19 protein-coding genes and 1 riboswitch are annotated in these 22,079 nt (G+C 69.3%); of the genes, 9 read left to right on the forward strand and 10 right to left on the reverse strand.

Features of this window, described 5'->3' with window-relative positions:
• Window positions 1-154 precede the first annotated feature (154 nt).
• A riboswitch (SAM riboswitch) is annotated at window positions 155-268 on the forward strand.
• 47 nt (window positions 269-315) lie between these two features.
• Complete coding sequence (locus ACFV2O_RS04510; RefSeq protein ID WP_379250210.1) at window positions 316-1,635, forward strand: aminotransferase class V-fold PLP-dependent enzyme; 1,320 nt, start codon at window positions 316-318, stop codon at window positions 1,633-1,635.
• 77 nt (window positions 1,636-1,712) lie between these two features.
• A complete protein-coding gene (locus ACFV2O_RS04515; protein ID WP_379250212.1) occupies window positions 1,713-2,312 on the forward strand; it encodes a Uma2 family endonuclease in 600 nt (199 codons plus the stop codon).
• Window positions 2,313-2,441: 129 nt separating this feature from the next.
• Here the strand turns inward: ACFV2O_RS04515 and ACFV2O_RS04520 are convergent, their stop codons facing one another.
• The 3 genes from ACFV2O_RS04520 to ACFV2O_RS04530 all read right to left on the reverse strand — a co-directional run bounded on the left by ACFV2O_RS04520 (window position 2,442) and on the right by ACFV2O_RS04530 (window position 3,981).
• Window positions 2,442-2,993 carry a flavin reductase family protein gene (locus ACFV2O_RS04520; protein WP_379250214.1) on the reverse strand — a complete coding sequence of 184 codons (552 nt, stop codon included), beginning with the start codon at window positions 2,991-2,993 and terminating at the stop codon, window positions 2,442-2,444.
• 136 nt (window positions 2,994-3,129) lie between these two features.
• Entirely contained in the window at window positions 3,130-3,606 is a 477-nt protein-coding gene (locus ACFV2O_RS04525; protein ID WP_379250216.1) for a YbaK/EbsC family protein, read from the reverse strand.
• A gap of 54 nt (window positions 3,607-3,660) precedes the next feature.
• Window positions 3,661-3,981, reverse strand: a complete 321-nt coding sequence (locus tag ACFV2O_RS04530; protein ID WP_379250218.1) for a 2-oxo-4-hydroxy-4-carboxy-5-ureidoimidazoline decarboxylase — start codon at window positions 3,979-3,981, stop codon at window positions 3,661-3,663.
• 182 nt (window positions 3,982-4,163) lie between these two features.
• On the opposite strand from ACFV2O_RS04530, the gene ACFV2O_RS04535 reads away from it, so the two are divergent.
• Both ACFV2O_RS04535 and ACFV2O_RS04540 read left to right on the forward strand, forming a co-directional pair.
• Window positions 4,164-4,985: a crotonase/enoyl-CoA hydratase family protein gene (locus tag ACFV2O_RS04535; protein WP_379250220.1), complete on the forward strand. Its 822-nt coding sequence runs from the start codon at window positions 4,164-4,166 to the stop codon at window positions 4,983-4,985.
• Between the two features lie 187 nt (window positions 4,986-5,172).
• A complete protein-coding gene (locus ACFV2O_RS04540) occupies window positions 5,173-5,415 on the forward strand; it encodes a hypothetical protein (protein ID WP_067794586.1) in 243 nt (80 codons plus the stop codon).
• Between the two features lie 125 nt (window positions 5,416-5,540).
• Here ACFV2O_RS04540 and ACFV2O_RS04545 read toward each other — a convergent pair whose 3' ends face one another.
• A complete protein-coding gene (locus ACFV2O_RS04545) occupies window positions 5,541-6,032 on the reverse strand; it encodes an inorganic diphosphatase (RefSeq protein ID WP_355079184.1) in 492 nt (163 codons plus the stop codon).
• A gap of 217 nt (window positions 6,033-6,249) precedes the next feature.
• Between ACFV2O_RS04545 and ACFV2O_RS04550 the strand changes: the two genes are divergently transcribed.
• From ACFV2O_RS04550 to hpt, 4 genes are read left to right on the forward strand one after another with little or no spacing between them, the layout of a single operon-like run.
• Entirely contained in the window at window positions 6,250-7,689 is a 1,440-nt protein-coding gene (locus ACFV2O_RS04550) for a D-alanyl-D-alanine carboxypeptidase/D-alanyl-D-alanine-endopeptidase (RefSeq protein WP_379250822.1), read from the forward strand.
• A gap of 13 nt (window positions 7,690-7,702) precedes the next feature.
• Window positions 7,703-8,812: a zinc-dependent metalloprotease gene (locus ACFV2O_RS04555; protein WP_379250223.1), complete on the forward strand. Its 1,110-nt coding sequence runs from the start codon at window positions 7,703-7,705 to the stop codon at window positions 8,810-8,812.
• A 59-nt stretch (window positions 8,813-8,871) separates the two neighbouring features.
• Window positions 8,872-9,999 (forward strand): tRNA lysidine(34) synthetase TilS, encoded by a 1,128-nt coding sequence (gene tilS / locus ACFV2O_RS04560; RefSeq protein ID WP_379250225.1) that lies wholly within the window; start codon window positions 8,872-8,874, stop codon window positions 9,997-9,999.
• A gap of 1 nt (window position 10,000) precedes the next feature.
• The gene (gene hpt, locus ACFV2O_RS04565; protein WP_039794624.1) at window positions 10,001-10,555 is read left to right on the forward strand and encodes a hypoxanthine phosphoribosyltransferase; all 555 of its coding nucleotides are present in this window, start codon (window positions 10,001-10,003) and stop codon (window positions 10,553-10,555) included.
• A 4-nt stretch (window positions 10,556-10,559) separates the two neighbouring features.
• On the opposite strand, the gene ACFV2O_RS04570 is transcribed toward hpt, so the two are convergent.
• From ACFV2O_RS04570 to ACFV2O_RS04580, 3 genes are read right to left on the reverse strand one after another with little or no spacing between them, the layout of a single operon-like run.
• Window positions 10,560-11,276, reverse strand: a complete 717-nt coding sequence (locus ACFV2O_RS04570; RefSeq protein WP_379250227.1) for a cyclase family protein — start codon at window positions 11,274-11,276, stop codon at window positions 10,560-10,562.
• A complete protein-coding gene (locus ACFV2O_RS04575) occupies window positions 11,273-13,987 on the reverse strand; it encodes a protein kinase (RefSeq protein WP_379250229.1) in 2,715 nt (904 codons plus the stop codon). Before ACFV2O_RS04575 ends, ACFV2O_RS04570 begins: the two co-directional genes overlap by 4 nt.
• Window positions 13,984-16,539 carry a serine/threonine-protein kinase gene (locus tag ACFV2O_RS04580; RefSeq protein ID WP_379250231.1) on the reverse strand — a complete coding sequence of 852 codons (2,556 nt, stop codon included), beginning with the start codon at window positions 16,537-16,539 and terminating at the stop codon, window positions 13,984-13,986. Before ACFV2O_RS04580 ends, ACFV2O_RS04575 begins: the two co-directional genes overlap by 4 nt.
• Before the next feature lie 178 nt (window positions 16,540-16,717).
• On the opposite strand from ACFV2O_RS04580, the gene ACFV2O_RS04585 reads away from it, so the two are divergent.
• Window positions 16,718-18,211, forward strand: coding sequence for an amidase (locus ACFV2O_RS04585; protein WP_379250233.1), 1,494 nt, complete (start codon window positions 16,718-16,720; stop codon window positions 18,209-18,211).
• On the opposite strand, the gene ACFV2O_RS04590 is transcribed toward ACFV2O_RS04585, so the two are convergent.
• The 3 genes from ACFV2O_RS04590 to ACFV2O_RS04600 all read right to left on the reverse strand — a co-directional run bounded on the left by ACFV2O_RS04590 (window position 18,201) and on the right by ACFV2O_RS04600 (window position 21,950).
• The gene (locus tag ACFV2O_RS04590) at window positions 18,201-19,088 is read right to left on the reverse strand and encodes a LysR family transcriptional regulator (RefSeq protein ID WP_355079169.1); all 888 of its coding nucleotides are present in this window, start codon (window positions 19,086-19,088) and stop codon (window positions 18,201-18,203) included. The genes ACFV2O_RS04585 and ACFV2O_RS04590 overlap by 11 nt on opposite strands.
• A gap of 427 nt (window positions 19,089-19,515) precedes the next feature.
• On the reverse strand, window positions 19,516-20,349 hold the full coding sequence (locus tag ACFV2O_RS04595) for an SDR family oxidoreductase (protein ID WP_379250235.1): 834 nt from the start codon (window positions 20,347-20,349) through the stop codon (window positions 19,516-19,518).
• Window positions 20,346-21,950, reverse strand: coding sequence for an aldehyde dehydrogenase family protein (locus ACFV2O_RS04600; protein ID WP_355079165.1), 1,605 nt, complete (start codon window positions 21,948-21,950; stop codon window positions 20,346-20,348). The genes ACFV2O_RS04595 and ACFV2O_RS04600 overlap by 4 nt, the downstream gene beginning before the upstream one ends.
• Window positions 21,951-22,079: the final 129 nt, after the last annotated feature.

Consider the following 22,079-nt stretch of genomic DNA (forward strand, 5'->3'; position numbering starts at 1 on the left):
AGGGGCGGGTGGGATCCCGAGGCAGCGGCGCGCGTGCTGTCGTCGGGATGCTTGTAAAGGCGCACGCCTGGTGGTTATCTCCACGCGGTGCTCCTGGGGACTCGGGGTCGAACGTGGTTGACAGCGCCGGGGCGCTTCTGCCACCCTCGGGTCAGGTCATGAGTGCCAGCGCGAAGCCCCGGCTTGCTGGCCGGCAACCCTCCTCCGCGGTGGGGTGCTCCGGGTGACGACCCGGCCGCCGCCCGACCGGGCGCGGCAAGCGCGGACTCGACGAATCATGCGATTGCGGGTCCCTGAGCCGACGGGATTCACGTGATGACTACCACTGTCGACAACACCTGTGCCGCTCTCGCCCGGGTCTCCGGCGACGAATTGCTCGTTCCGCTGGTGCAAGGCGGAACGGCCACCTACGCCAACTTCGACTACGCGGCGAGCGCACCGGCGTTGACGCAGGTCACCGACCGGGTGCAGCAGTTGCTGCCGTACTACGCGAGCGTGCATCGCGGCGCGGGCTACGCCTCCCGGATCTCCACCGAGTGCTACGAGGCCGCCCGCGGATCGGTCTCCCGGTTCCTCGACGCCGCCGACGATCAAGTGGTGGTGTTCACCCGCAACACCACCGACTCGCTGAACCTGCTCGCGTCCTGCGTGCCCGGCGACACCGTGGTGCTCGACATCGAGCACCACGCCAACTTCCTGCCCTGGACCAGGCAGGGCAGACGGGTCGTGCAGGCCGCCGACACGGTGGAGGAGACCATCGGCAGGCTGGTGGCCGAACTGTGTAGCAGGCCCGCCGCACTGCTCGCGGTGACCGGTGCGTCGAATGTGACCGGCGAGGTGCTTCCGCTGGAGCGACTGGCCACCGTCGCGCACCAGTGCGGCGCCCGAATCCTGGTGGACGCGGCCCAGCTGGCTCCGCATCGTCGAATCAGCCTGCGCGCCAGCGGAATCGACTATCTGGCGTTCTCCGGCCACAAGCTGTACGCGCCGTTCGGCTCGGGTGTGCTGGTGGGCAGACGGGATTGGCTCGACACGGCGCGGCCCTACCTCGCGGGCGGGGGCGCGGTGCGTGAGGTGAGTACCGACGCGGCCGAGTGGGCGCCCGCTCCGCAGCGGCACGAAGCCGGGTCGCCGAACGTGCTCGGCGCCGCCGCGCTGGCCGCCGCCTGCGACGCGCTCAGCGCCATCGACGCCGAAACCCTTGCCGCGCACGAACATCGACTCGCCGACCGTCTCCGCGACGGCTTGGCCGAGATTCCTGGCGTTCGGCTGTTGCGCATTTGGGCCGACAGCCCCGACTCCGTCGGCATCGTCGCGTTCACGCTGGACGATTTCGCTCCCGGCCAGGTCGCCGCCTATCTTTCCGCCGAACACGGTATCGGTGTCCGCGACGGACGCTTCTGCGCCCACCCGCTGCTCACCCGCCTCGGCTTGGACGGCGCACTGCGCGCGAGCATCGGCCTCGGCACCACCTCCGCCGACGTGGACCGCCTGATCGATGCGATCGCCACCCTCGTGACGACGGGCCCCACCTGGGACTACGCCGCCGAGAACGGCGTATGGAACCCGACCCCGGAAACGCGCCCCTTCACCTCCACCGCCCCCACCGGCGCGGCTCCCTGCTTGGTGGGCTGAAACCACACCGCACCTGATCCGCGCGGTCACGGCGGATACTATCGCCGTATCCGGCAACCCGACCTCGAGGCGGACTCATGAGCACCCTGCCCGTGTGGGCCACCGATCCGGGCGCCCTTCTCATCACAGAGGAGGGCTACACCGCGCTCCCGGAGGACATCCAGCGGCAGATCGAGGTGGTGGACGGCCACGTGATCGTCTGCCGCAGCGGAACTTTCGAGCACAACAATGTGGCCAGGCGACTAGCGAACGCGTTGGAGCAGGCCGCCCCCGAGGAGCCGTGCACCGGTGTGGTGACCGACTTCGAGATGCATTACGTGCGGAGTCGTCCGGCGAGCCCCGGGTTCTCTTTTCGCCGCCCGGACGTCGCCTTACATCGCTGTATCGACGGGGACCGGAAATTGGCGACGGCGGATGTGCTGTTGGTGGTCGAGGTGGTCTCGCCCGGGTCCGAATACACCGACACCGTGGACAAGTGCGCGGAGTACGCGAACGAGGGAATCCCGATCTATCTGATCGTGCATTTGGCCGCTGATCGCAAGGTCAAGATCATCCAGGAATATCGCCTCGACTGGGCCAGCCGAAGCTATCGATTGGCGGAGACGCACCAGGAAGTGCTTCGTCTGACCGACCCGTTCCCGGTCAACGTCGATTTCGCCGTGCTGGACGGGGCCTGAGACGCCCGGCGAGCACAGCCCATCGATGCGTGAAATGGTGCCGAGTCTTCCTGTGGTGAATCGGCTGGCCCGTGTGCTCGACCCGGAGCCGACGGTGCAAGTACGCAAAGAGGGAGCGGAACTTCGGGATCAGTCGCCGAGGGCGGTCGGCCGGTAGTAGCGGCCGTTGTAGTACAGCAGCGGAGCGGCGGACGGCTTCTCGTCGGTGTTGTCGTGTACCCGGGTGACCAACCCGACTACGAAGGTGTGGTCGCCGATGGGGATCAGTTGGTGCACGGTGGCGCGCAGCCAGATCGGGGTGCCGTGCAGGACCGGTTCGCCGGTGTCGAGGGCGGTCCACAGAGACCGGTCGGTGAAGCGCTCCTCCGCGCTGCGGGAGAACCGGTGGGCGAGGTGCTGCTGGTGCTCGCCGAGGAAATGGATTACGACGGACTCGGCGTCCAATATGCCGGACAGGCTGGAGGAGGTGTGCGCGATGTTGAACGACACCAGCGGCGGGTCCAGCGACAGCGAGGCGAAGGAAGTCGCGGTGAAGCCGACCGGCCCCTGCGGAGAACGCAGCGTGACGACGGTGACGCCGGCCGGATAGTGGCGCATCGACGCGCGATATTGCTCCGCGGTGATGCCGCTCAGATCGTCCGGAACCTGTAGTTCCGTCTCGGGCCGCGGTGCTTCGGTCACAACACGAAACTACGCGGGTCTCACGGCCCGCGGCGGTGGCACATGTCGAACGCGACCCCGGTCGTCGCTGGACCGGGCGGACATCGAGTATCGAAGTTTCGCGGCCTCCGGCACGATCTCGCGACGCCGGCGCCAGTTAGTCGACGTCGATCGGCAAGCCCGCGGTGATCCGCAGCAATTCCGGGAACGACGTGCGGAAAATGGTGTTCGGATGCCCGCCCGCCGCCCATACCTCCCGATGGTGCGCCAGCGCGTTGTCGACCCAAGTGGGCAGGTTGGTCGGGTGGCCGACCGGCGCGACGCCGCCGATGGGCTGACCGGTCACCTGGCGCACCATGTCGGCGGGGGCGCGGGTCAGCGTCCCTTCCAGACGCGCGCCGGTCTTCACCAGGTCGACCTGGTGCGCCCCCGAGACCAGCAGCAACACCGGGTCGTCGTCGAGCAGGAACACCAGTGACTTCGTGATCGCGCCCACGTCGACGCCGAGCGCCCGCGCGGCGTCGTCGGCGGTGTGGGTGGGCTCCGGCTGGGCCACGATGAGACCGTGATGGCCCCGGGAGATGAGGGTGTCCGCGACCCGGCAGGCGACCGGTGGCAATGACGACCTGCGCATCCCACCAGGGTAGAGCGATTGCGGTCGGGACGCCGGGGAAGTCACGCGGTCGGCTCAGTATTCCGGATAGCCCTCGGCCGGGCCGAGCATCCCGTCGATCCGCCCACGGGTTATCCGCGCGAGTTCGGTCACGTCTCGCGCCGAGACCGGTTCGTGCGCAATCCCTTCGAAGGCGCGGTCGACGTCCCGCTGGGACAGCGCGAGCAGTTCGACATCGGCCTTGCTCAGCAGCGCGTCCCGATCGGAATAGGGGCGAGCGTCGGCCAGTGTCGCGGCCCACGTGACGTTGCAGCAGCACTCGTACAGCGCGTGCACCGCGCGGCCGCGTGGCATTTCGTTGAAGCGGTCGAGACCGATCCCGCGATGCATCAGCATGACGTCCTCCGAAGCCGGTGAATGAGGTTTGCTGACTTGCTCATGATCCGCTGTTCTGTCCACCGCGGACCAGTACACCATTGCGAATTTGCGCAGGGTTTACACGCGGCGGGGTTTTCTTTCCGAGTCGCGCATCACCGGGTCGGGACACGGGCTCCGATTTGTCTCGATACGCTGTACAAATGACAGATTGGCAGGCTTTCACCGTCGAAACGAAGGATCACGTCGCGCAGGTGACGTTGATCGGCCCCGGCAAGGGCAACGCGATGGGTCCCGACTTCTGGCGCGAGCTGCCGGAAGTGTTCCAGGCGCTGGACGCCGATCCGGAGGTGCGCGCGATCGTGCTGACCGGCTCCGGCAAACACTTCTCCTACGGTCTGGACCTGCCCGCGATGAGCGGCACGTTCGGCCCGTTGCTGGCCGATCGCGCGCTGGCCGCCCTTCGCACCGACTTCCTCGTCGACGTGCGCAAGATGCAGGCCGCGATCACGGCCGTGGCGGACTGCCGCAAGCCGGTGATCGCGGCGGTGTCCGGCTGGTGCATCGGAGGCGGGCTGGATCTCATCGCGGCGGCCGACATCCGCTACGCCAGCGCGGAGGCGAAGTTCAGTCTGCGCGAGGCGAAGGTCGCGATCGTCGCCGACGTCGGCTCGCTGCAACGGCTGCCCGGCATCATCGGTGAGGGACACCTGCGCGAACTCGCCTACACCGCCAAAGACATCGACGCCGCGCGCGCGGAGAAGATCGGCCTGGTCAACGACGTCTTCCCCGACCAAGAGGCGGTGCTGGACGCGGCGCACGCCACCGCGCGGGAGATCGCAGCGAACCCGCCGCTGGTGGTGCAGGGCGTCAAGGACGTGCTGGAGCAGCGGCGCAAGGACGAGATCGCCGCGGGCCTGCGCTACGTCTCCGCGTGGAACGCCGCGTTCCTGCCGTCGGAGGACCTCGCCGAGGCGGTCAAGGCCGTCTTCGAGAAGCGCGCGCCCGAATTCCGCGGCCACTGACACCGGCGGCGCGCTCGCATCCGGGCGAGTGCGCCGTCACCGACCCCAAGGGTGGGTATCGAGGGTGGGCAAGGTGATTCGCCTCAGGGTTGCGTTGCCCTCACCCTAGGGGTGGCTGTGCGAGATGCCGATCGCCCATATCGTTTGAGGTGTCAAAAATTTCATCTCGCATTCAGGAGCAAGAGCGATGCGTATCAAGTCCTTTTTCGCCGCTGGTCTGCTGGCCACCGCTGCCGTCGCCGGGGTGTCGACGGCCGCTTCGGCCTCCGCCGCACCGGTTTACCAGGAGGTCGCCTACGGCGGCACCTACGTCGGCACCTACGCCACGCTGAGCGCGTGCCGGGCCGACGGCGAGTCGCCGAGCACCGGCGGCTACTACTGGGAGTGCATCGAGACCTGGGACGGCTACGACCTGTACATCTACTACTGAGCCACCTGTCACAGAGAAGGGGCATCCGGATTCCGGGTGTCCCTTTTCGCCTTTCGTGACCCCGACCGCGAAGCGGGGAGTCCGGTATCTGCCGGACTCCCCGCTTTCGTTGTGCCCGAAGGGCTTCAGTGCCCGCCCTGGTCCTTCAACCGCTGGATGGACGCCTGCACCTCGGCCTCGGCCTCGGCCCGCCCGACCCACTCCGAGCCCTTGACGAACTTGCCGGGCTCGAGATCCTTGTAGCGCTCGAAGAAGTGCTTGATCGCGGCCAGCTCGAACTCCGGGACATCCTTCAGATCCTGGATGTGGTCCCAGCGCGGGTCGCCCGCGGGCACGCACAGGATCTTGTCGTCGCCGCCCGCCTCGTCGGTCATCTTGTACATGGCGACCGGCCTGGCCTCCACGATCACGCCGGGGAACACCGAATCGGGCAGCAGGACCAGCGCGTCCAGCGGGTCGCCGTCCTCGCCGAGGGTGTTCTCGATGTAGCCGTAGTCGGCGGGATAGACCATGGACGTGTACAGGAACCGGTCGAGCCGGACCCGGCCGGTCTCGTGATCGACCTCGTACTTGTTCCGGGAACCCTTGGGGATCTCGATCGTGACGTCGAACTCCACGCCATCTCCTTCGTGCATCGGTGCCGAGTTCTGCCACTCGGCTGCTATTCGGCGACTGCCGACTCGGCCGCTGCGGAGTGCGCCGACTCGCCAGGTTGTTCAGGGGAACGGTTGCGCAACGAGGATAGTGTGGTCGTCGGGGACATGGGTGCGGCAGGCGGCTGCTGCGGGAATCGGTCAGGAGAGCGGCGGCGACGTGTTTGGTGGCAACGAGAACATCGGTGGGCTGGCCGCCCGGCGGCGCCGCAACAGATGGCTGTTGATCTCGACCGTGCTTGTCGTGCTGGCCGTGGCCGCCGCGGTGGCACTGCTCGCGGTGCGGCCGTGGACCGAGGAGTTCCGGCACGGTGGCCTGACCATCGCCGCCCCGCCCGCGCCGACCGAGCCGTCCGGGCAGGTCGCCCCGGCCCGGCCCACCGGTTCCGCGCCGAGTTCCGCCGGGATCGCCGCCGCGCTGGCCCCGGTGATCGCCAATCCGGACCTCGGCGCGTTCGCGGGCCAGGTGACCGACGCCGACAGCGGGACGGTGCTGTGGAGCGGTGACGCGAACCGGCCGATGATCCCGTCGTCCACCGCCAAGATCCTCACCACCGCCGCCGCTCTGCTCACGCTGCCCGCCGAGCAACGGGTGACCACGAAGGTGGTCGCCGGTGCCGCGCCGAACGAACTGGTGCTGGTCGGCGGCGGCGATCCGACGCTCACCGCGCAGCCGGACGGCAAGGGGTACTACCCGAACGGACCGCGTCTGTCCGACCTGGTCGCCCAGATCAAGTCCGCGGGCCGCGCGGTGGACACGATCGTCGTCGACCTCTCCGCCTACACCGGCCCGACCATGGCGCAGGGCTGGGACCCGGTCGACATCCCCGAGGGTTCCATCGCCCCGATCGAGCCGGTGATGATCGACGGCGGCCGGTTGCAACCGCTCGTCGAGTACTCGCCGCGCACCGCGACGCCCGCTCTGGACGCGGGACGGCGGCTGGCCACCGAACTGGGGCTCGACCCGGCGCGGGTCCGGGCGGGCGCCGCACCCGCGGGCGCGGCCGAGGTCGCCTCGGTGCGTTCGGCGCCGCTGCGCGACCGGCTGCGCGACATGATGGTCTACTCCGACAACGTGCTCGCCGAGGCGATCGGCCGGGAGATCGCGACCGCCACCGGCGGCGAGGCCTCCTTCACCGGCGGGGTCACCGCGGTGCGCACGGCGCTGAGCCAGGCCGGTTTCGATCTGTCCGGCCTGGATATGCACGACAGCAGCGGGCTTTCGGTAGACGACCGGATTCCCGCGCGCTTGCTCGACCGGGTCGTGGCGACCGCGGCCCAGCCCACCGGCGCCACGGCGGTGCGACCGGCAGGCGCCAAGGCCCAGCCCGAGAACGGCCGGGTCGCGGCGACCTTGACGCCGATGCTCGACAACCTGCCGGTCGCCGGCGCCACGGGCTCGCTGACCAGCCGCTACGTCACCCGGGATCGTCAGGCGGCGGGCTGGGTGCGAGCCAAGACCGGAACTCTGTCGGTCTCCAGCGCGTTGGTCGGATATGTGCTGGACGCCGATGGGCGGGTGCTGACCTTCGCACTGATGTCGAACGATCGACCACCGGAGGTGAGCAGGCCCGCGTTGGACGCGATCGCAGGCACGCTGCGAAACTGTGGATGCTCGTGACGGGTGGTTGATCATGACCCAGCAAGGTTCCGAGACAGCCGATTTCGGCTCCGCCGGTGCGGTCGAGCGGCGAAAACTCCGCTCGGGCCTGTCCGGCGTGGTCGACTGGCGTTTGGCCGCGCGGACCGGCTCCGTTCTGGTGCCCGCGGGTCCGCGCACGTCGCGCTATTCGGCCGAGCAGGTGGTCGCCGAGCTCGCCGATGCCTCCGTGCGGGCCGAGGCGCCGGTGCGCGAGGTCAGCGGGTTGCTGGACGACCGGCCGGTCCCGGCGGCCAGAATCGTCGACCGGCCGGGGTGGATCACGGCCGCCGCCGACTCGATGGCCCAGCTCACCGGGGCGGATGAGGCACAGGGCGACCGCAAGCTCTTCGCGGGCAAACCCGCCGGGGTGCAGGCGGGCGCCATGCTCGCCTTCCTGTCCACCGCGATCCTCGGTCAATACGACCCGTTCACGGGGCCGGACGGCACTCTATTGCTTGTCGCGCCGAACATCGTCGCGGTGGAGCGGGCGCTCGGGGTGTCGGCGAGCGATTTCCGGCTGTGGGTGTGCTTGCACGAGGTGACCCACCGGGTGCAGTTCTCCTCCGCGCCCTGGCTCGGCGAATACATGCGCGCGAACGTCGAGGTACTCGGCGAGGCCGGTGACGAGCCGGTGAGCGACATGCTGTCCCGGCTGGTCGACGAGGTGCGCGACCGTCGTCGCGGAACCGCCCCCGACGATCCGGCCGCGCGCGGTGTGGTCGGGCTGCTGCGTGCCACCCAGGCGCCGCCGCAGCGTGCGGCGCTGGACCGGCTGCTCATGCTCGGCACCCTGTTGGAGGGGCACGCCGATCACGTCATGGACGCGGTCGGTCCCGCGGTCGTTCCGTCGGTCGAGCAGATCCGCACCGCGTTCGACCAGCGCCGCAGGCGTCCGACCAACCCGGTGCAGCGACTCCTGCGCGCGCTGCTCGGCGTGGACGCGAAGGTCGCCCAGTACGTGCGTGGCAAGAAATTCGTCGATGAGGTGGTCGCCACCGTCGGGATGACGCGGTTCAACACGGTGTGGACCGAAGCCGACACGCTGCCGCGCACCGACGAGATCGAGCAGCCGCAGCGCTGGATCGAACGAGTACTGGACTGAACGAGGGTTTCCGGCTCGGCGGCGACTCGCCGTGCGCGGTCGGCCGGTAGGCTGCGCCCATGGGGCGTGCGCCAGGAACGACACCCGGGCGCTTCGGGCCGGAGAGCGGGACATCCGGATCCGGGCGGCCGTCCGCCGCCCGGCGATTGCCCGAGACCGCCGCTGTGCTGGCCGTCCGTAGAGCGGTCCGGGATTGGCTGAGCAGGTTCGGGCCGCGTGAGACCGAGGAGCAGGCGGTCGCGGTGGCGCTGTCCGGCGGCGCGGATTCGCTGGCCCTCACCGCGGCGGCAGTGGTCGAGACGAGCGCGGTCGACGCCTTGGTGGTGGATCATCGCCTGCAACCCGGTTCCGGCGCCGTCGCCGCCGAGGCCGCGGCACACGCGCTCGCCCTCGGCTGCCGGTCCGCGCGCGTGCTCGCGGTCCGAGTCGGCACCGAGGGCGGTGTGGAAGCCGCCGCGCGCCGGGCGCGCTATGCCGCGCTGGACTCCGCGCGCCACGGTCTTCCGGTGCTGCTCGGGCACACCCTCGACGACCAGGCCGAAACGGTGCTGCTCGGGCTCGCACGCGGCTCCGGTGGCCGCTCGATCCAAGGGATGTCCGCGTACGCCGAGCCGTGGGGGCGGCCGTTGCTCGGCTTGCGCCGGGAGACCACCCGGCGCGTGTGCGCCGATCTGGGCGTGACGCCGCACGACGACCCGCACAACGCGGCGCCGGAGTTCACCAGGGTCCGGCTACGCACCGAGGCGTTGCCGCTGTTGGAGCAGATCCTCGGCGGCGGGGTGGCCCCGGCGCTGGCGCGTACGGCCGAACAACTGCGGGAGGACGGGGCGGTTCTCGACGCGCTCGCCGCCGAGCTGCGGCACACCGCCGGTGATGGGCGGGCGCTGGTGATCGAGACCCTCGCCACTGCACCCGCGGCTCTGCGGAAACGGGCGATTCGGGCATGGCTGCTCGAGCATGGTGCGAAAGCCCTGACCACCAAGCATTTACAGGCAGTCGACGAACTGGTTACGGCTTGGCGCGGGCAGGGCGGCGTCGCGGTCGGCGGCGGCAGGCCGGGTAGCAGGTTGGTCGCGGGGCGCGAACATGGCAGGCTGACACTGCGGCTGGGTGAGGCTGGCATCGGACCGATGACGCAGACCGAACCGGCCGAACGGGCTCACCACCACGGAAGGGAATCCAGCTGACGTGTACGGGGATGACATCGCGTCGGTGCTGATCACCGCGGAACAGATCGCCGCCAAGACCCAGGAGCTGGCCGAACTCATCGCCAAGCGGTATCCACCCGACGCTCCGGAGGGCGATCTGCTGTTGGTGGGCGTGCTCAAGGGCGCGATCTTCTTCATGACCGACCTGGCCAAGGCCCTGCCGATCCCGACCCAGATGGAGTTCATGGCCGTCTCGTCCTACGGGTCGTCGACCTCGTCCTCGGGTGTGGTGCGCATCATGAAGGACTTGGACAAGGACATCGCGGGCCGCAACGTCCTGATCGTCGAGGACATCATCGACTCCGGGCTCACGCTGTCGTGGCTCAAGCGCAACCTGTCCACCCGTAACCCGGCTTCGCTCGAGGTGGTCACTTTGCTACGCAAGCCCGACGCGCTACGCACGCCGGTGGAGGTCGCGCACGTCGGCTTCGACATCCCGAACGAATTCGTCGTCGGCTACGGCCTCGACTACGCGGAGCGCTACCGCGACCTGCCCTACATCGGCACCCTCAACCCCAAGGTCTACGGCGGCTGAGACCTCATCCGGGCAGGATGCCGAAAATCGTTGCCGGCGAACCGGAACCGCCGCGATAGAGCGGTCCGCCCACCAGCACCCACGCCCCGGTTGCGGGCAGTGCCGCCAGGTTCGCCAAGCATTCCAAGCTGATCCGGTGCTCGCCGTAGAGCAGCTTCGACACCGCGTACGTCTCGTCGGTGCCCACGTCGGGGCCGAACGTGTCGATGCCCAGCGCGCCGCGGCGACCGAGCCTGCCGCCGCGCAGCAGCCATTCCACCGTCTGCACCGCGAAACCGGGTTGCCGACCGGCTGATTCGCCCGTGCCGACGAACTCCGGCGTGCCCCACTTGGCGTCCCACCCGGTCCAGGCGACGATCGCGGCGCTGTCCGGGATCCGGCCGTGCTCGGCCTCCCACCGCTTCAGATCGTCGACCGTGATCGCGTAGTCGCGATCGTTCGCGCAGCGCTGCCGGAGATCGATCTTCACCGCGGGCAGCAGCAGATCGTCGAGGTCGAGTTCGTCGGCGGCCAGTCCGTCCGCACGGAAATGAATCGGCGCACCCCAATGGGTTCCGGTGTGTTCGCCCTGCCGGATATAGCGCAGGAGGTAGCCGTCGTTCGCGATCGTGGCCACGATGTCGGTGCGGAATTCCGGATCCTCCGGGTACAGCGGTGTGGTGACCGGATCGTGGACGTGCGACAGGTTCACCAGCCGTCCCAGCGGGCGGGGTGTGGTCATCGCGTCCGCTGGGGGATCGCCCTGGCCAGAGCGAGCAGATCTGCTTCCAGGAGCCGGAACAGTCGATAGGTCAGCACGAATGCCAGGATGCCACCCACGCTCAGCACACGCACCGGAACGATCACCAGCTCCAGGTCGTCGGCCTCGACGAAGGTCGCGCTCGCCACGCCGAGCAGCGGAACCGATGCCGCCACACCGAGGTAGAAGCTGCCGCGCCTGGCCAGCGCGCGGAGCTGGCGTTCGTCGTCGGGACCGATACCGCCGCGCACCAGCAACTGTGGATAGATCGCGCGCACCGAGTAGACCATGATCGGAAAGAACGGATAGGCGAGCGCGATCGCCGCGCACACGATCTGCGCGGCGAAGAAGTGCAAAAAGGTGCCGCGCGGCAGGTCGACACCGGAGAAAGCCAGCCCGAGCGGCCAGACGATGCCCGCGACCAGCCAGAAGCCGAAGGGTATCCACACCGCCCAGTCACCCATCAGCAAGGTGTCGCGGCGTGCTTTCGCGAGCGTGCGCGCGGAGTAGCCGTCGCCACGGCCGAGGCGGTAGGAGATGGCGAGCGGCCGCCGGGTCATGAACAACAGCAGCAGCGCGGCGACCGGGAACGCGATGAGGTTGTTGATCAATCCGACCGCCGTGAACTTCTCCTGGTCCGCAGTCGACATCCGGTCGATGATCAGGGTCTGGTTCAGCTGGATGTTGTAGAAGCTGGCCAGCACGTTCGGCACGCCGACGCACAGCGCCGCGACCGGAAGCAGCCACCCGCGGGCGCGATGGGCGAGACTGCCGGGCGGGGGATCGACCAGGTCGCGCGCGCGGGTGTCCAGGCAGAGGTCGAGTTGTCCCGCGAGTTCGGCGCCGCCGCGCCAGCGCCGCTGCGGGTCTTCGTGCAGACAGTCCAGCAGTACGCGACGCAGCGTGGCCGGCGTGTCTTCCGGCAGGCGCGCGAGCGCCGCGGCCGAGACGCCGCCGCGGCGCTCCGCGAGCATCCGCGTGTACGTCTCGGTGCCGGGGCCGCCCTGCTCCGGTGGCGGATCGTCGAAGGGGGTTGCGCCCGTCAGCATTTCCCAGAGCAGCACACCGAGGGAGTAGACGTCGCTGGCGTCGCCGGGGGCTGGCGCGTCGGGGTCGAGGTAGCGGCTCAGCTGCTCCGGAGAGCGGTAGACCAGTGCGTCGGTCCCGCCGGGACCGTGCGACGCGGTGCGCCCAGGTACCTCACCGAGGGCGAAATCGGCCAGCTTGGGAATGCCCTCCGCGGTGAACAGCACGTTCGCCGGTTTGATGTCGTGGTGCAGCACGCCATGGTGTGCGGCGTAATCCAGCGCGTCGGCCAGCCGCCTGCCCACCCACGCCACGGTCTCCGGCCAGTTCAGCCGCGCGATCTCGGCGCGCACGCTCGAATCCGACGGCCGGATCTCGCCCTTGGCCTCCATGGCGGTGTCCACCGCGCGCAGCAGCAGGGCGCCGCCGTCGGTCACGGGGCCGCGACGGCGTTGCTCGAGCAGGTCGACCGCCGTGCCGCCGGGGAGGTATTGCATGTAGACCAGACGCGGGAGGGCGGTCGTCCTGGAATCCGGTGCGAGGGGCGGTCGCGGGGGCGCGGATGCGATGTCGTCCGGAGGGACCGCGATGGTCGCGTCCGGATCGCTCGATCGCTCGGTCACCGCGTCCGGATGAGCCGGAACCGCGGCGGCGTCACGAGGTTCGGCCGATCGTCCGGAATCGGGAATCAGAGCACTGCGTGGGCGGACCGCAGCGGTCGTATCGGGCGCGCTGACCACGGTCTCGTCATCGATACCTTCTGGCGCGGTGGCTGTCGCATCACCCGTGACGGTCGGGGCGCGCCTCTCGGCGCCGTGCGTGCGCGGGCCGGGGACCGTTTCGTCGTCGCTGGGGTGGCTCGTCGTTCGGGTTGTCGGCGCCACGATGGTGTCGTCGTCGCCGGGGCGGCTCGTCCGGCTGGACGGGACGGCCGCGGCGTCGAGGTCGCGGCGCGGCGCGGCGATGGCGGCGTTCGCCGCGGTGTGGCGGCCGTTCGCGGGAGGACCCGCGATGGTCAGGGCCTGCGCGGCGTCGGCGCTGAGTACTCGCTGGTCGAAGACCCGCACGATGTGGGCGTGGTCGAGCTGGGCCATCGTGTGCGCCGCGCCCGCCCGGCCCGCCGAGAACCGGACGGCGACCAGCCGTTGCATGGAACGCTGCCTGGCCAGGAAGACCCGGCCGAGCAGTCCCGCGCCCAGGTCGGTGAGCAGGTCGAAGTCATCGATCCGCAGGCCCGGCGCGAGATCGGCGAGCGCGGCGACGGCTTCGCTCGAGTCGGCGTCCGGGTGGGCGTCGTCGGCGGCGAGATCGGCGAGGTGCTCGCGGACCGCGCCGGCGAGGTCCGGGTATTCGGCGAGGAAGTCCTCCAGCGCCAGCGGTCCGCGTCCGCGACGCGCCAGAAATTCCTCGCACAACAGATCGACCAACTCGGGGCTGGTCTCCACATCGGGGAATTCCTCGCGATAGTCGGCGATCCGTTTGCCGATCCCTTCGCGCTCCCAGCGTCGCCGCAGATCCACCCGGATCAGATCGACGAGTACCCCCAAGCGAACTTGCGTGCCGTCGGGTACGTAGTCGCGGATCTGCGGCGGCAAGCGATCACCATGGAGACTGCGCTGCCAGTCGGCGGAGAAACGGGCGACGGCATCGGTGCGGGGCAAACTCACCTGTCGGTCTCCACGACGGTCGCGTGAGCGGTCGATCGGGCGGATCGGCCCTCGTCGGCCCCCGATTCGGCGGATTCCGGATCGACCACCCGCTCCAGCGCCCGTAGGTCCGCTTCCAGCGCACGGAACAGCAGATAGGTGCCCACGAACGCGATTATGCCGCCCACACAGAGCAACCGAACCGCGACGATGACCGAGGGGATGTCGGACGGGGGCAGGAAGGTCACTCCGGTGACCGCGAGCAGCGGCACCGAGGCGGCCACCGCGAGGTAACCGTTGCAGCGCCGGTCCAGGCCGCGCAGCCAGACCGCGTCCTCAGGGCTGATGTCCCCGTGCCGGAGGAACAGGGGATAGACGCACCGCACCAGGTAGAACGTCAGCAGGAAGAAGGGATAGGCGAGCGCGATCGCGCCGCACACCACCAACGAGGAGAAGAAGTGCACCACGGCCTGTGCCGATATATCTCCCGTCGACACCTGTAGCGCGATCGGGAAGATCAGTCCCGCCAGCACCCACAGCGAGAAGGCCACGGCCACGGCCCGATCGCCCATCAGCAACGCGTCGCGTCTGGCGCGCCGCAGGGTTCCCGGATCGTATCTTCGTCCTTTGCGTAGACCGCGCGTCACCGTCAGCACGTATCTCGCCATATACAGCACGAGCGCGATGCCGGTCGGGAAGAAGATCGCGTTCACCACGCCGGTGATGATGAGGAAGGTCTGCTGGGCCTCCTCGGTCATCCGGCTGATGATCAGGTGCTGGTTGTGCTGGATGTTGTACAGCGAGGCGAGCACATTCGGCAGCGCCATCGCCACCAGCGCCACCGGAACGATGTAGGGGCGCAGCCGCAGCCGCCAGCTGTTCGGCGCGGGGTCGACCAATTCTCGCGCGCGTTCGTCCAGGCACATCTCCAGCTGCCTGGCCAGGATCGCGCCGCTGGACCACCGGTCGGCCCGCTCGGGGGCCAGGCAGGTCAGAAGGATGCGCCGCAACGCGGCGGGACAGTCGGCCGGAACCCGCTGCAGCGCGGCCTCGTCCACGCCGCTGCTGCGCCGCTCCAGCATGGCCTCCAGCGTGGTGTCGTCGCCTTGGTCACCCGCCCCCGCCGTGCGGTCGTCGAACGGCTTCGCACCGGTGAGCAGCTCCCACAGCACCACGCCGAGCGAATAGATGTCCGCACGGGTATCCAGGTCCGCGGCACTGCGGCCGAAACTGGGATGGCAGGCCTCCAGTTGTTCCGGTGACATGTAGGCCAGTGATCCGCCGAAGTAGGCCACCGGGCTGGTGCCCTCCACGTTGCGGCTGAAGCTGATATTGAAGTCGGCGAGTTTCGGCACGCCTTCGGCGGTGAGCAGGACATTGGCCGGTTTGACGTCGCGGTGCAACACGCCGTGCGAGGAGGCGTAGTCCAGCGCCTCGGCCAGCCTGCGGCCCAGCCACGCCACCGTCTCCGGCCAGCTCAGCGCCGCGATCTCGGCGCGCACGCTGGAGTCGGTCGGCCGGATCTCGCCCTTCTCCTCCATCGCCGCGTCCACGGCGTCCAGCAGAAGCCTGCCGCTGCGCTCCTCGGGTGGGGTCGCGCGCACCCAGCGCAGCACGCCGAGCAGCGTGCCTCCGGGCAGGAACTGCATGTAGAGCAGCCGCAGCCGGCGCGCGGCGCCCTCGGCGTCGTCCAGCAGCCGCTGGTCGAAGACCCGCACGATGTAGTCGTGGTCGAGCTGGGCCAGCGTCTGCGGCTCGGTGCCGTGATCGCTGGAGATCTTCACCGCGACCAGCCGTTGCAGCGAGCGCTGCCGCGCGAGGAAGACCCGGGCGAACGCACCGCTGCCCAGACCGGTCAGCAGATCGAAGTCGTCGATCCGCTGACCGATCTCGATCCGGTCGAGCGGGTCGGAGCGGCCCGGCCCGGTCCCGATCGTCGTGGGCACGGCGGTGGCCGTACCCGTCAGATCGGCGGCGGTCGTTCTGGTCACCTCGGAATCACGAGCAGACCCCGCGGTTCGGTTCAATACGGTGTCGGCGAGAACGGAGTCGCTGTGCGCGACCGCGGTCAAGACGGAATCCTCCGGCGTCGCGCGACGGGTGCTCTGGTCGATTTCGTCGGCGTTCAGCAACTCGCGCAGTTGCTCCGCCTGCCGCGGATATTCGCGCAGGCATTCGCGCGGATCGACCCGCTCGCCGCTCTGGCGGCGGATGACGAACTCCTCGTACACCAAGCCGGCCGGAATATCGTCGGAAGCGAGTTCGGGGAATTCGGCGCAGTAATCGGTCAGGCGCATGCGCGCGGCCGGTTCCGGCGCGGTGCCCGCGCCTTTACCGCGGCGAAGCAGCCAGCGATGGCGCAGGTCGACGCGGATCAGCTCCAGCAATGCCTCACGACGCAAGGTACTGGCGTCCGGTAGATATTCGGCGATCGCCGGTGGGCGCCGGGTGGATTCCCACTCCGCTGTGAACGCGGCCACCGCGTCGGATTCGGCACGCGACAGGTCGCCACTCCTCGGCCGGGTGGAAATACCCGTGTCGGGGTCGGACCTTCTCTCAGAGTTCGCACTCATGCTCGGACCTAGTGGCTCGGCGGACGCCGCGGAATCCGCACCGGTTGTCGTCCGATGTGCCGAAAATTTTCGCCACACCCGACACCATCATCCCCCGTGCCGTATTCGAAATGATAACTTGCGGCTCGACAGTGGATCACCCGATTTCGACAACGACGCGACGGGGGATGACCAGCACATGTCCGACGAGGCCGCAATCATGGCGGACGGCTCGATCTCAGCGGGAAACGCCGCTCCGCACACCGCCGTTCCGAACGCGAAGACCAGCGAGCCGATGCCCGCCCGACTGCTGGGAGCCGTCGCAGACGCGCGGCCCGACGGAGCTCCGGAAGCCGAGACCGCACTCGAACGAGGCCCGGCCGCCACGATCGCGGCGTGCGTGCGAGACGGCCTGCTGCACCCCGGGCAAGTGGCCGCGGATGCTGGGACGCGGATCGCGGCGGCGGACCGGAAACGACATGCCTTCAGCGTCCTGCGTGCCGAACAGGCGACGGCCGAGTCGGTCGGCCTGATGGAACGCGACGACCTCGACGTGCTGCCCCTGGCCGGTGTACCGGTCGTGGTCGAGCACGGTGTTCCCCTCGCGGGCGAGCCGATGCCGTGGGGGCCGGTGGCCGCCGCGGATCACCCCGTGGTGGCCAGGCTGCGCGCCGCGGGAGCGGTGGTCATGGGCCTCGTCGCGGCTCCCGAGCCGAGTCGGTGGGTGACCAGCGCGGGCACCGAGCGTGTCATCCGCAATCCGTGGAACCCCACGCGCTACGCGGGTAGCGCGGCCGGAGCCGCGATCGCGGCCGGACTGGTTCCGGTGGCGCACGGCTGCGACGGCCTCGGGGAGGTGCGGGTCGCGGCCGCGTGCTGTGGGATCTTCGGGATCAAGCCGGGGCAGTACACGGTCCCCGCTGCGGGCCCGTGGTCGAGCCTGGTCGAGCACGGTGTCCTCGCGACAAGCGTCGACGACGCCGCGCTGGCGTTGTCGGTCCTGGCGGCGCGACCGGACCTAGCCGAGGTGGATCCACCCGGCCGACTACGTATCGGGCTGGCGGTGGATCCACCTTCTCGCCTGTTGCGCGTCGACCGCCGCTGGACCGCCGCGGCGCGCAGGGCGGCCTCGGTGGCCGCGGCGGCAGGCCATTCGGTGGAACCGACCGCGCTACCTTACGGAAACGCCCTGCTCGCGGCCTCGCTACGCTGGCTGGCCCTCGGCGCCCGTGAGGCCCCCGCGCTACTCCAACCCGGCCGACTATCACGGAGAGCCCGGCACCGCCTGGCTCTGGGCCGGACGGTGCATCGGTTGAGGCTCGCGCGTCCCGCCCAGATCGACGGGGTGGAGGCGCGACTACTGGAGTTCTTCGAGCGTTACGACGTGGTGATCACTCCCACGCTCGCCGCCCCGCCGCCGACGGCGCGGGCCTGGCACTTCCGCAATCGTCCGGCCACTCTGCTCGCCGGCGCGCGGTTCGCACCCTTCACTCCGCTGTGGAATCTGGTCGGCTGGCCCGCCGCCTCCGTTCCCATGGGCATGCACTCCTGGTCGGGTACGCCGGTGGCCGCTCAGCTCGCGGGACCACCCGGTAGCGAATCCACCCTGCTACGGCTGGCCGCCCAATTGGAGACGCGCCGTCCGTGGCAGCGCACCGCCCCCGAGACCCCGCCGGGCCGGTTCAGACGCTGACCGGCGACTGCTGCGCCGCGAACCCGCCATCGACGGCCCGTCCGGCGAACTCCAGGATGGTCGGCCGGTTGTCGTCGGCCCGCCAGGCCACGGCGAGCTCGCACGGCGCCAACCCCGACACGGGACGCGCGGTCAGCCCGGGCCAGCGGTACATCGGCACGTTGTTCTCGGCGAGCAGGCACACGCCGAGGCCGAGGCTCACGGCTTCCAGTTTGTCCTCCGCGGTCGCGGCTTCGGCGCCGATCTTCGGCGGACGGCCGCCGCGTCCGTCGTTGCCGAGCCAGAAATCGCGCACCGCACCGGCTTCGGTGGGCAGTGCGACGAACGGTTCGTCGAGCAGATCGGCGAATTCGATGGTCTCCGAGATCGCCAGCGGGTGGTTTTCCGGAAGCAGCACCCAGCGCGGTTCGGTGCGCAGCACCTGCCACCGGTAGCGGCTCTGGTCCGGCAACGGCAGCCAGACCAGGGCGAGATCGGCCTGCCGACCCGCCAGGCCGCTGGAGGGATCGGTCCAGGAAGCCGCGTGCAGTGCGAGACGATGTCCGCTCGCGCTCTCCAGATCGCTGAGCAGACCGCGCCCGAGTGTGGATTGGATGCCGACGCGCAACACCTCGCCCGCCTCCTGCAGCGAGACGTTGGTGACCTCCCACAACTCCAGGATCTTGCGTGCGCCTTCGAGCAGTTCCTTGCCCGCGACGGTCAGCGCGACACTGCGCTGGTTGCGGTCGAACAGGACCACGTCGAGCTGACGTTCCAGCTGCCGGATCTGACGCGACAGGGTGGGTTGAGCGATGTGCAGCCGCTGGGCGGCGTTGGTGAAATGCAGTTCCTCAGCGACGGCGACGAAATACCGCAGGTCGCGCAAATGCGGGTCCATAGCCCCTTGCTATCAGAATCGGTCCGGAATTTCCAGCCTTATCAGGCCGAAAAGTTCGGATACGGGCGCCGAAACAGTCGGCAGGTTTGTTAGGGACAGCATATTGCCTGCGATGGTGCTGCGCACCAGGCGGATAGCGAATTTTCGGCATGCCGTGGCCGTTTACCGTCGGGTTCTTCGATTTGGGCAGTTGACCAGCATGAACGAGAGTGAACCGGGAGTCTTTGTGGCGGATTGTGGACGCGTTTGTGGCCGCCGAGTATGGGCTGAGAATTTGCCGCTGACCGGCTTCGGGATGTCAGCGAGTGCGCGCGTGATTTTCATCACAATGCCGTCGGTGTGTGGGGCTCCCGATGTGCCCCCGAACACGACGGGGCGCCGCGGCCGAGACGAATCCCAGCCGCGGCGCCCCTGCTTCCCGCCGCGCTCACGCGCCGCGCACGCGCTCCTCGTAGGCCTTGCGCTTCTCGGCGTCGACGTCGTCGAGGAAGGCGCGGCCGGATCCGAGCGCGCGGCCGATGCCGTCACCGAGCGATTCCGGCAGCAGGCCGACGAACTGTGCGATGAACCCGGCCACCGCGGTCACCCTGACCTTCGACTTCGGCGCGACGATCAGCTTCGCGACGGCGTCGGCGATCTCCTCCGGCTCCGCGGCCCGCAGCAGCTTGGGCGCGGTGACGCCGGATCCGAGCTCGGTGTTGGTCAGCGTGGGCAGTACCGAGGAGAAGCGCACGCCGGTGCCGCGGTACTCCTCCCGCAGCGTGTCGGTGAAGCCGAGCACCGCGTGCTTGCTGGCGTTGTACGTGGCCAGGCCGGGGATATGGGTCTCGCCGGCCAGTGAGGCGATGTTGATGATGTGCCCGCCGCCGCGCGGCAGCATCCGGCGCAGCGCCAGCTTGCAGCCCAGGATCACGCCGTAGACGTTGATGTCCAGGATCCGGCGGGTCAGCGGGTCCGGCTCGTCCACCAGCTTGCCGGTCGGCATGATGCCCGCGTTGTTGATCAGCACGTCGATCGGGCCGAGGGTGCGCTCCACCTCGTCGAGGAAGCCGTCGAACGACTCCTGATCGGTAACGTCGAGCTTGCCGTAGAGCTCGAAACCTCGTGCCGTGCCCGACTCCTTCACCATGGTCTCGTCGATATCGCCGATCGCGATCTGCGCGCCGAGAGCCTGTAGCGCGGTCGCGGTGGCGAGTCCGATGCCGCGTGCACCACCGGTGATCACCACGACCTTGCCGCGGATCTGCTTCGCTTCGGTCACTTGTCGCCCCCTTTGAGCTTCAGCAGGGCCGGAAGGTCGAGGCGGCGCAGCCCGCGGGCGCCTGCCGCGCGCATGGCGCCGAGCGCGAACAGCAGCTTCGGCATCGAGTACGGGTACCAGAACAGTTCCTTCTGCTGCGTCGGCAGGATCGGCGTGGTGATCGCCTGCTGGCGGCAGTACTTGCGCACGCCGTTCGCGCCGCCCCAGCGGGCGCCGACGCCGGACAGCCCCCAGCCGCCCATGGGCAGGGCGTAGCTGAACAGGTTGGCGAAGACGTCGTTGATGTTGACCGCGCCCGCGTTCAGCTGCCGTGCGATCCGTTCGCCGCGCTCTTTGTCGCCGGTCCACACGGAGGCCGACAGGCCGTACACCGAGTCGTTGGCCAGCCGGATCGCCTCGGACTCGTCGGCCACCTTCATCACCGGGAGCGTCGGGCCGAAGGTCTCCTCGGTGACGCAGGACATGGTGTGGTCGACATCGACCAGCACGGTCGGCTCGAAGGCGGTGCCGAATCCGGCCCGCTTGCCCCCGGTGAGCACCTTGGCGCCCGCCGCGACGGCCTCGTCGACGTGGCGCTGCACGATGGCCGCCTGATTCTCGTTGGCAAGCGCTCCCACGTCGTATTTCGACTCGCGCCCGTCCAGGCCTTGGCGTAGCGCCTGCACATTGGCGGTGAGTTTGGCGACGAACTCGTCGTACACCGGCGCTTCGACGTACACCCGCTCCACGGAGATGCAGACCTGGCCGGAGTTGAACATGCCACCGAAGGCGATGCCGTGCGCGGCGCGATCCAGGTCGGCGTCGGCCAGGACGATCGCCGGATCCTTGCCGCCGAGTTCCAGGCTGTAGGGCACCATCCGTTCCACGCAGGCGGCGGCGATCTTGCGGCCGGTCGCGGTGGAACCGGTGAACTGGATGTAGTCGGCGTTGCCCACCACGGCCGCTCCGGTCGCGCCCGCGCCGGTGACCACCGCGAAGATCGGCGGCGCGCCGATCTCCGCCCAGCCTTTGGCCAGTTCGATCGCGGAGAGCGGGGTCACCTCGGAGGGCTTGAGGATGACGGCCGCCCCGGCCGCGAGCGCCGGGATCACGTCCATCACCGGCATGGCCAGCGGGAAGTTCCACGGCGTGATGACGCCGACCACCGGATAGGGTCGGTAGACCGTGGTCAAGCGCTTGACGCGGGCCAGCGGGCTGTGCGGCGACGGGTGGTCGTCGGCGAGGAACTTGGCCGCGCGGCGGGCGTAGTAGCCGATCAGATCGGTCGCGAAACCCGGATCGATCAGGGCGTCCACCCGGGGCTTGGCGGTCTCCGACTGCAGCACGGCGGCAAGGCGGTCGGTGTTGTCGATCAACCAGTCCTGAAACTTCAGCAGCCAGACCTTGCGCCCTTCGGGGCCGATCGCCTCCCACTCCGGCTGGTACAGCCGCAGTTCGCGGACCTTGGCCGCGACCGCGTCCGCGGTCTCGTCCGGCACCGTGCCGACGACCTCGCCCGTGCCGGGATTGCGCACTTCGATGACGGCGGGACCGTCTTTCTTCGCGGTCGTTTCGCGTGCCCGCGCCTTCTCGGTCGCGGGCGCTGGTTCGGTGTTGGTCACTGCTGTTCTCCCACTGACGTCGTGTTGAACCGCGGTCTGCTGACTGCTGTGAGGCAGGCCACTGAACTATGATCGTGACACAATCCGAACAGACTTTCTTGGCCCAGATCGTCAAGGAAAACGGGTGAT

This window comes from Nocardia sp. NPDC059691, assembly GCF_042733915.1.
GTDB classification, from domain to species: Bacteria; Actinomycetota; Actinomycetes; order Mycobacteriales; family Mycobacteriaceae; genus Nocardia; species Nocardia sichangensis.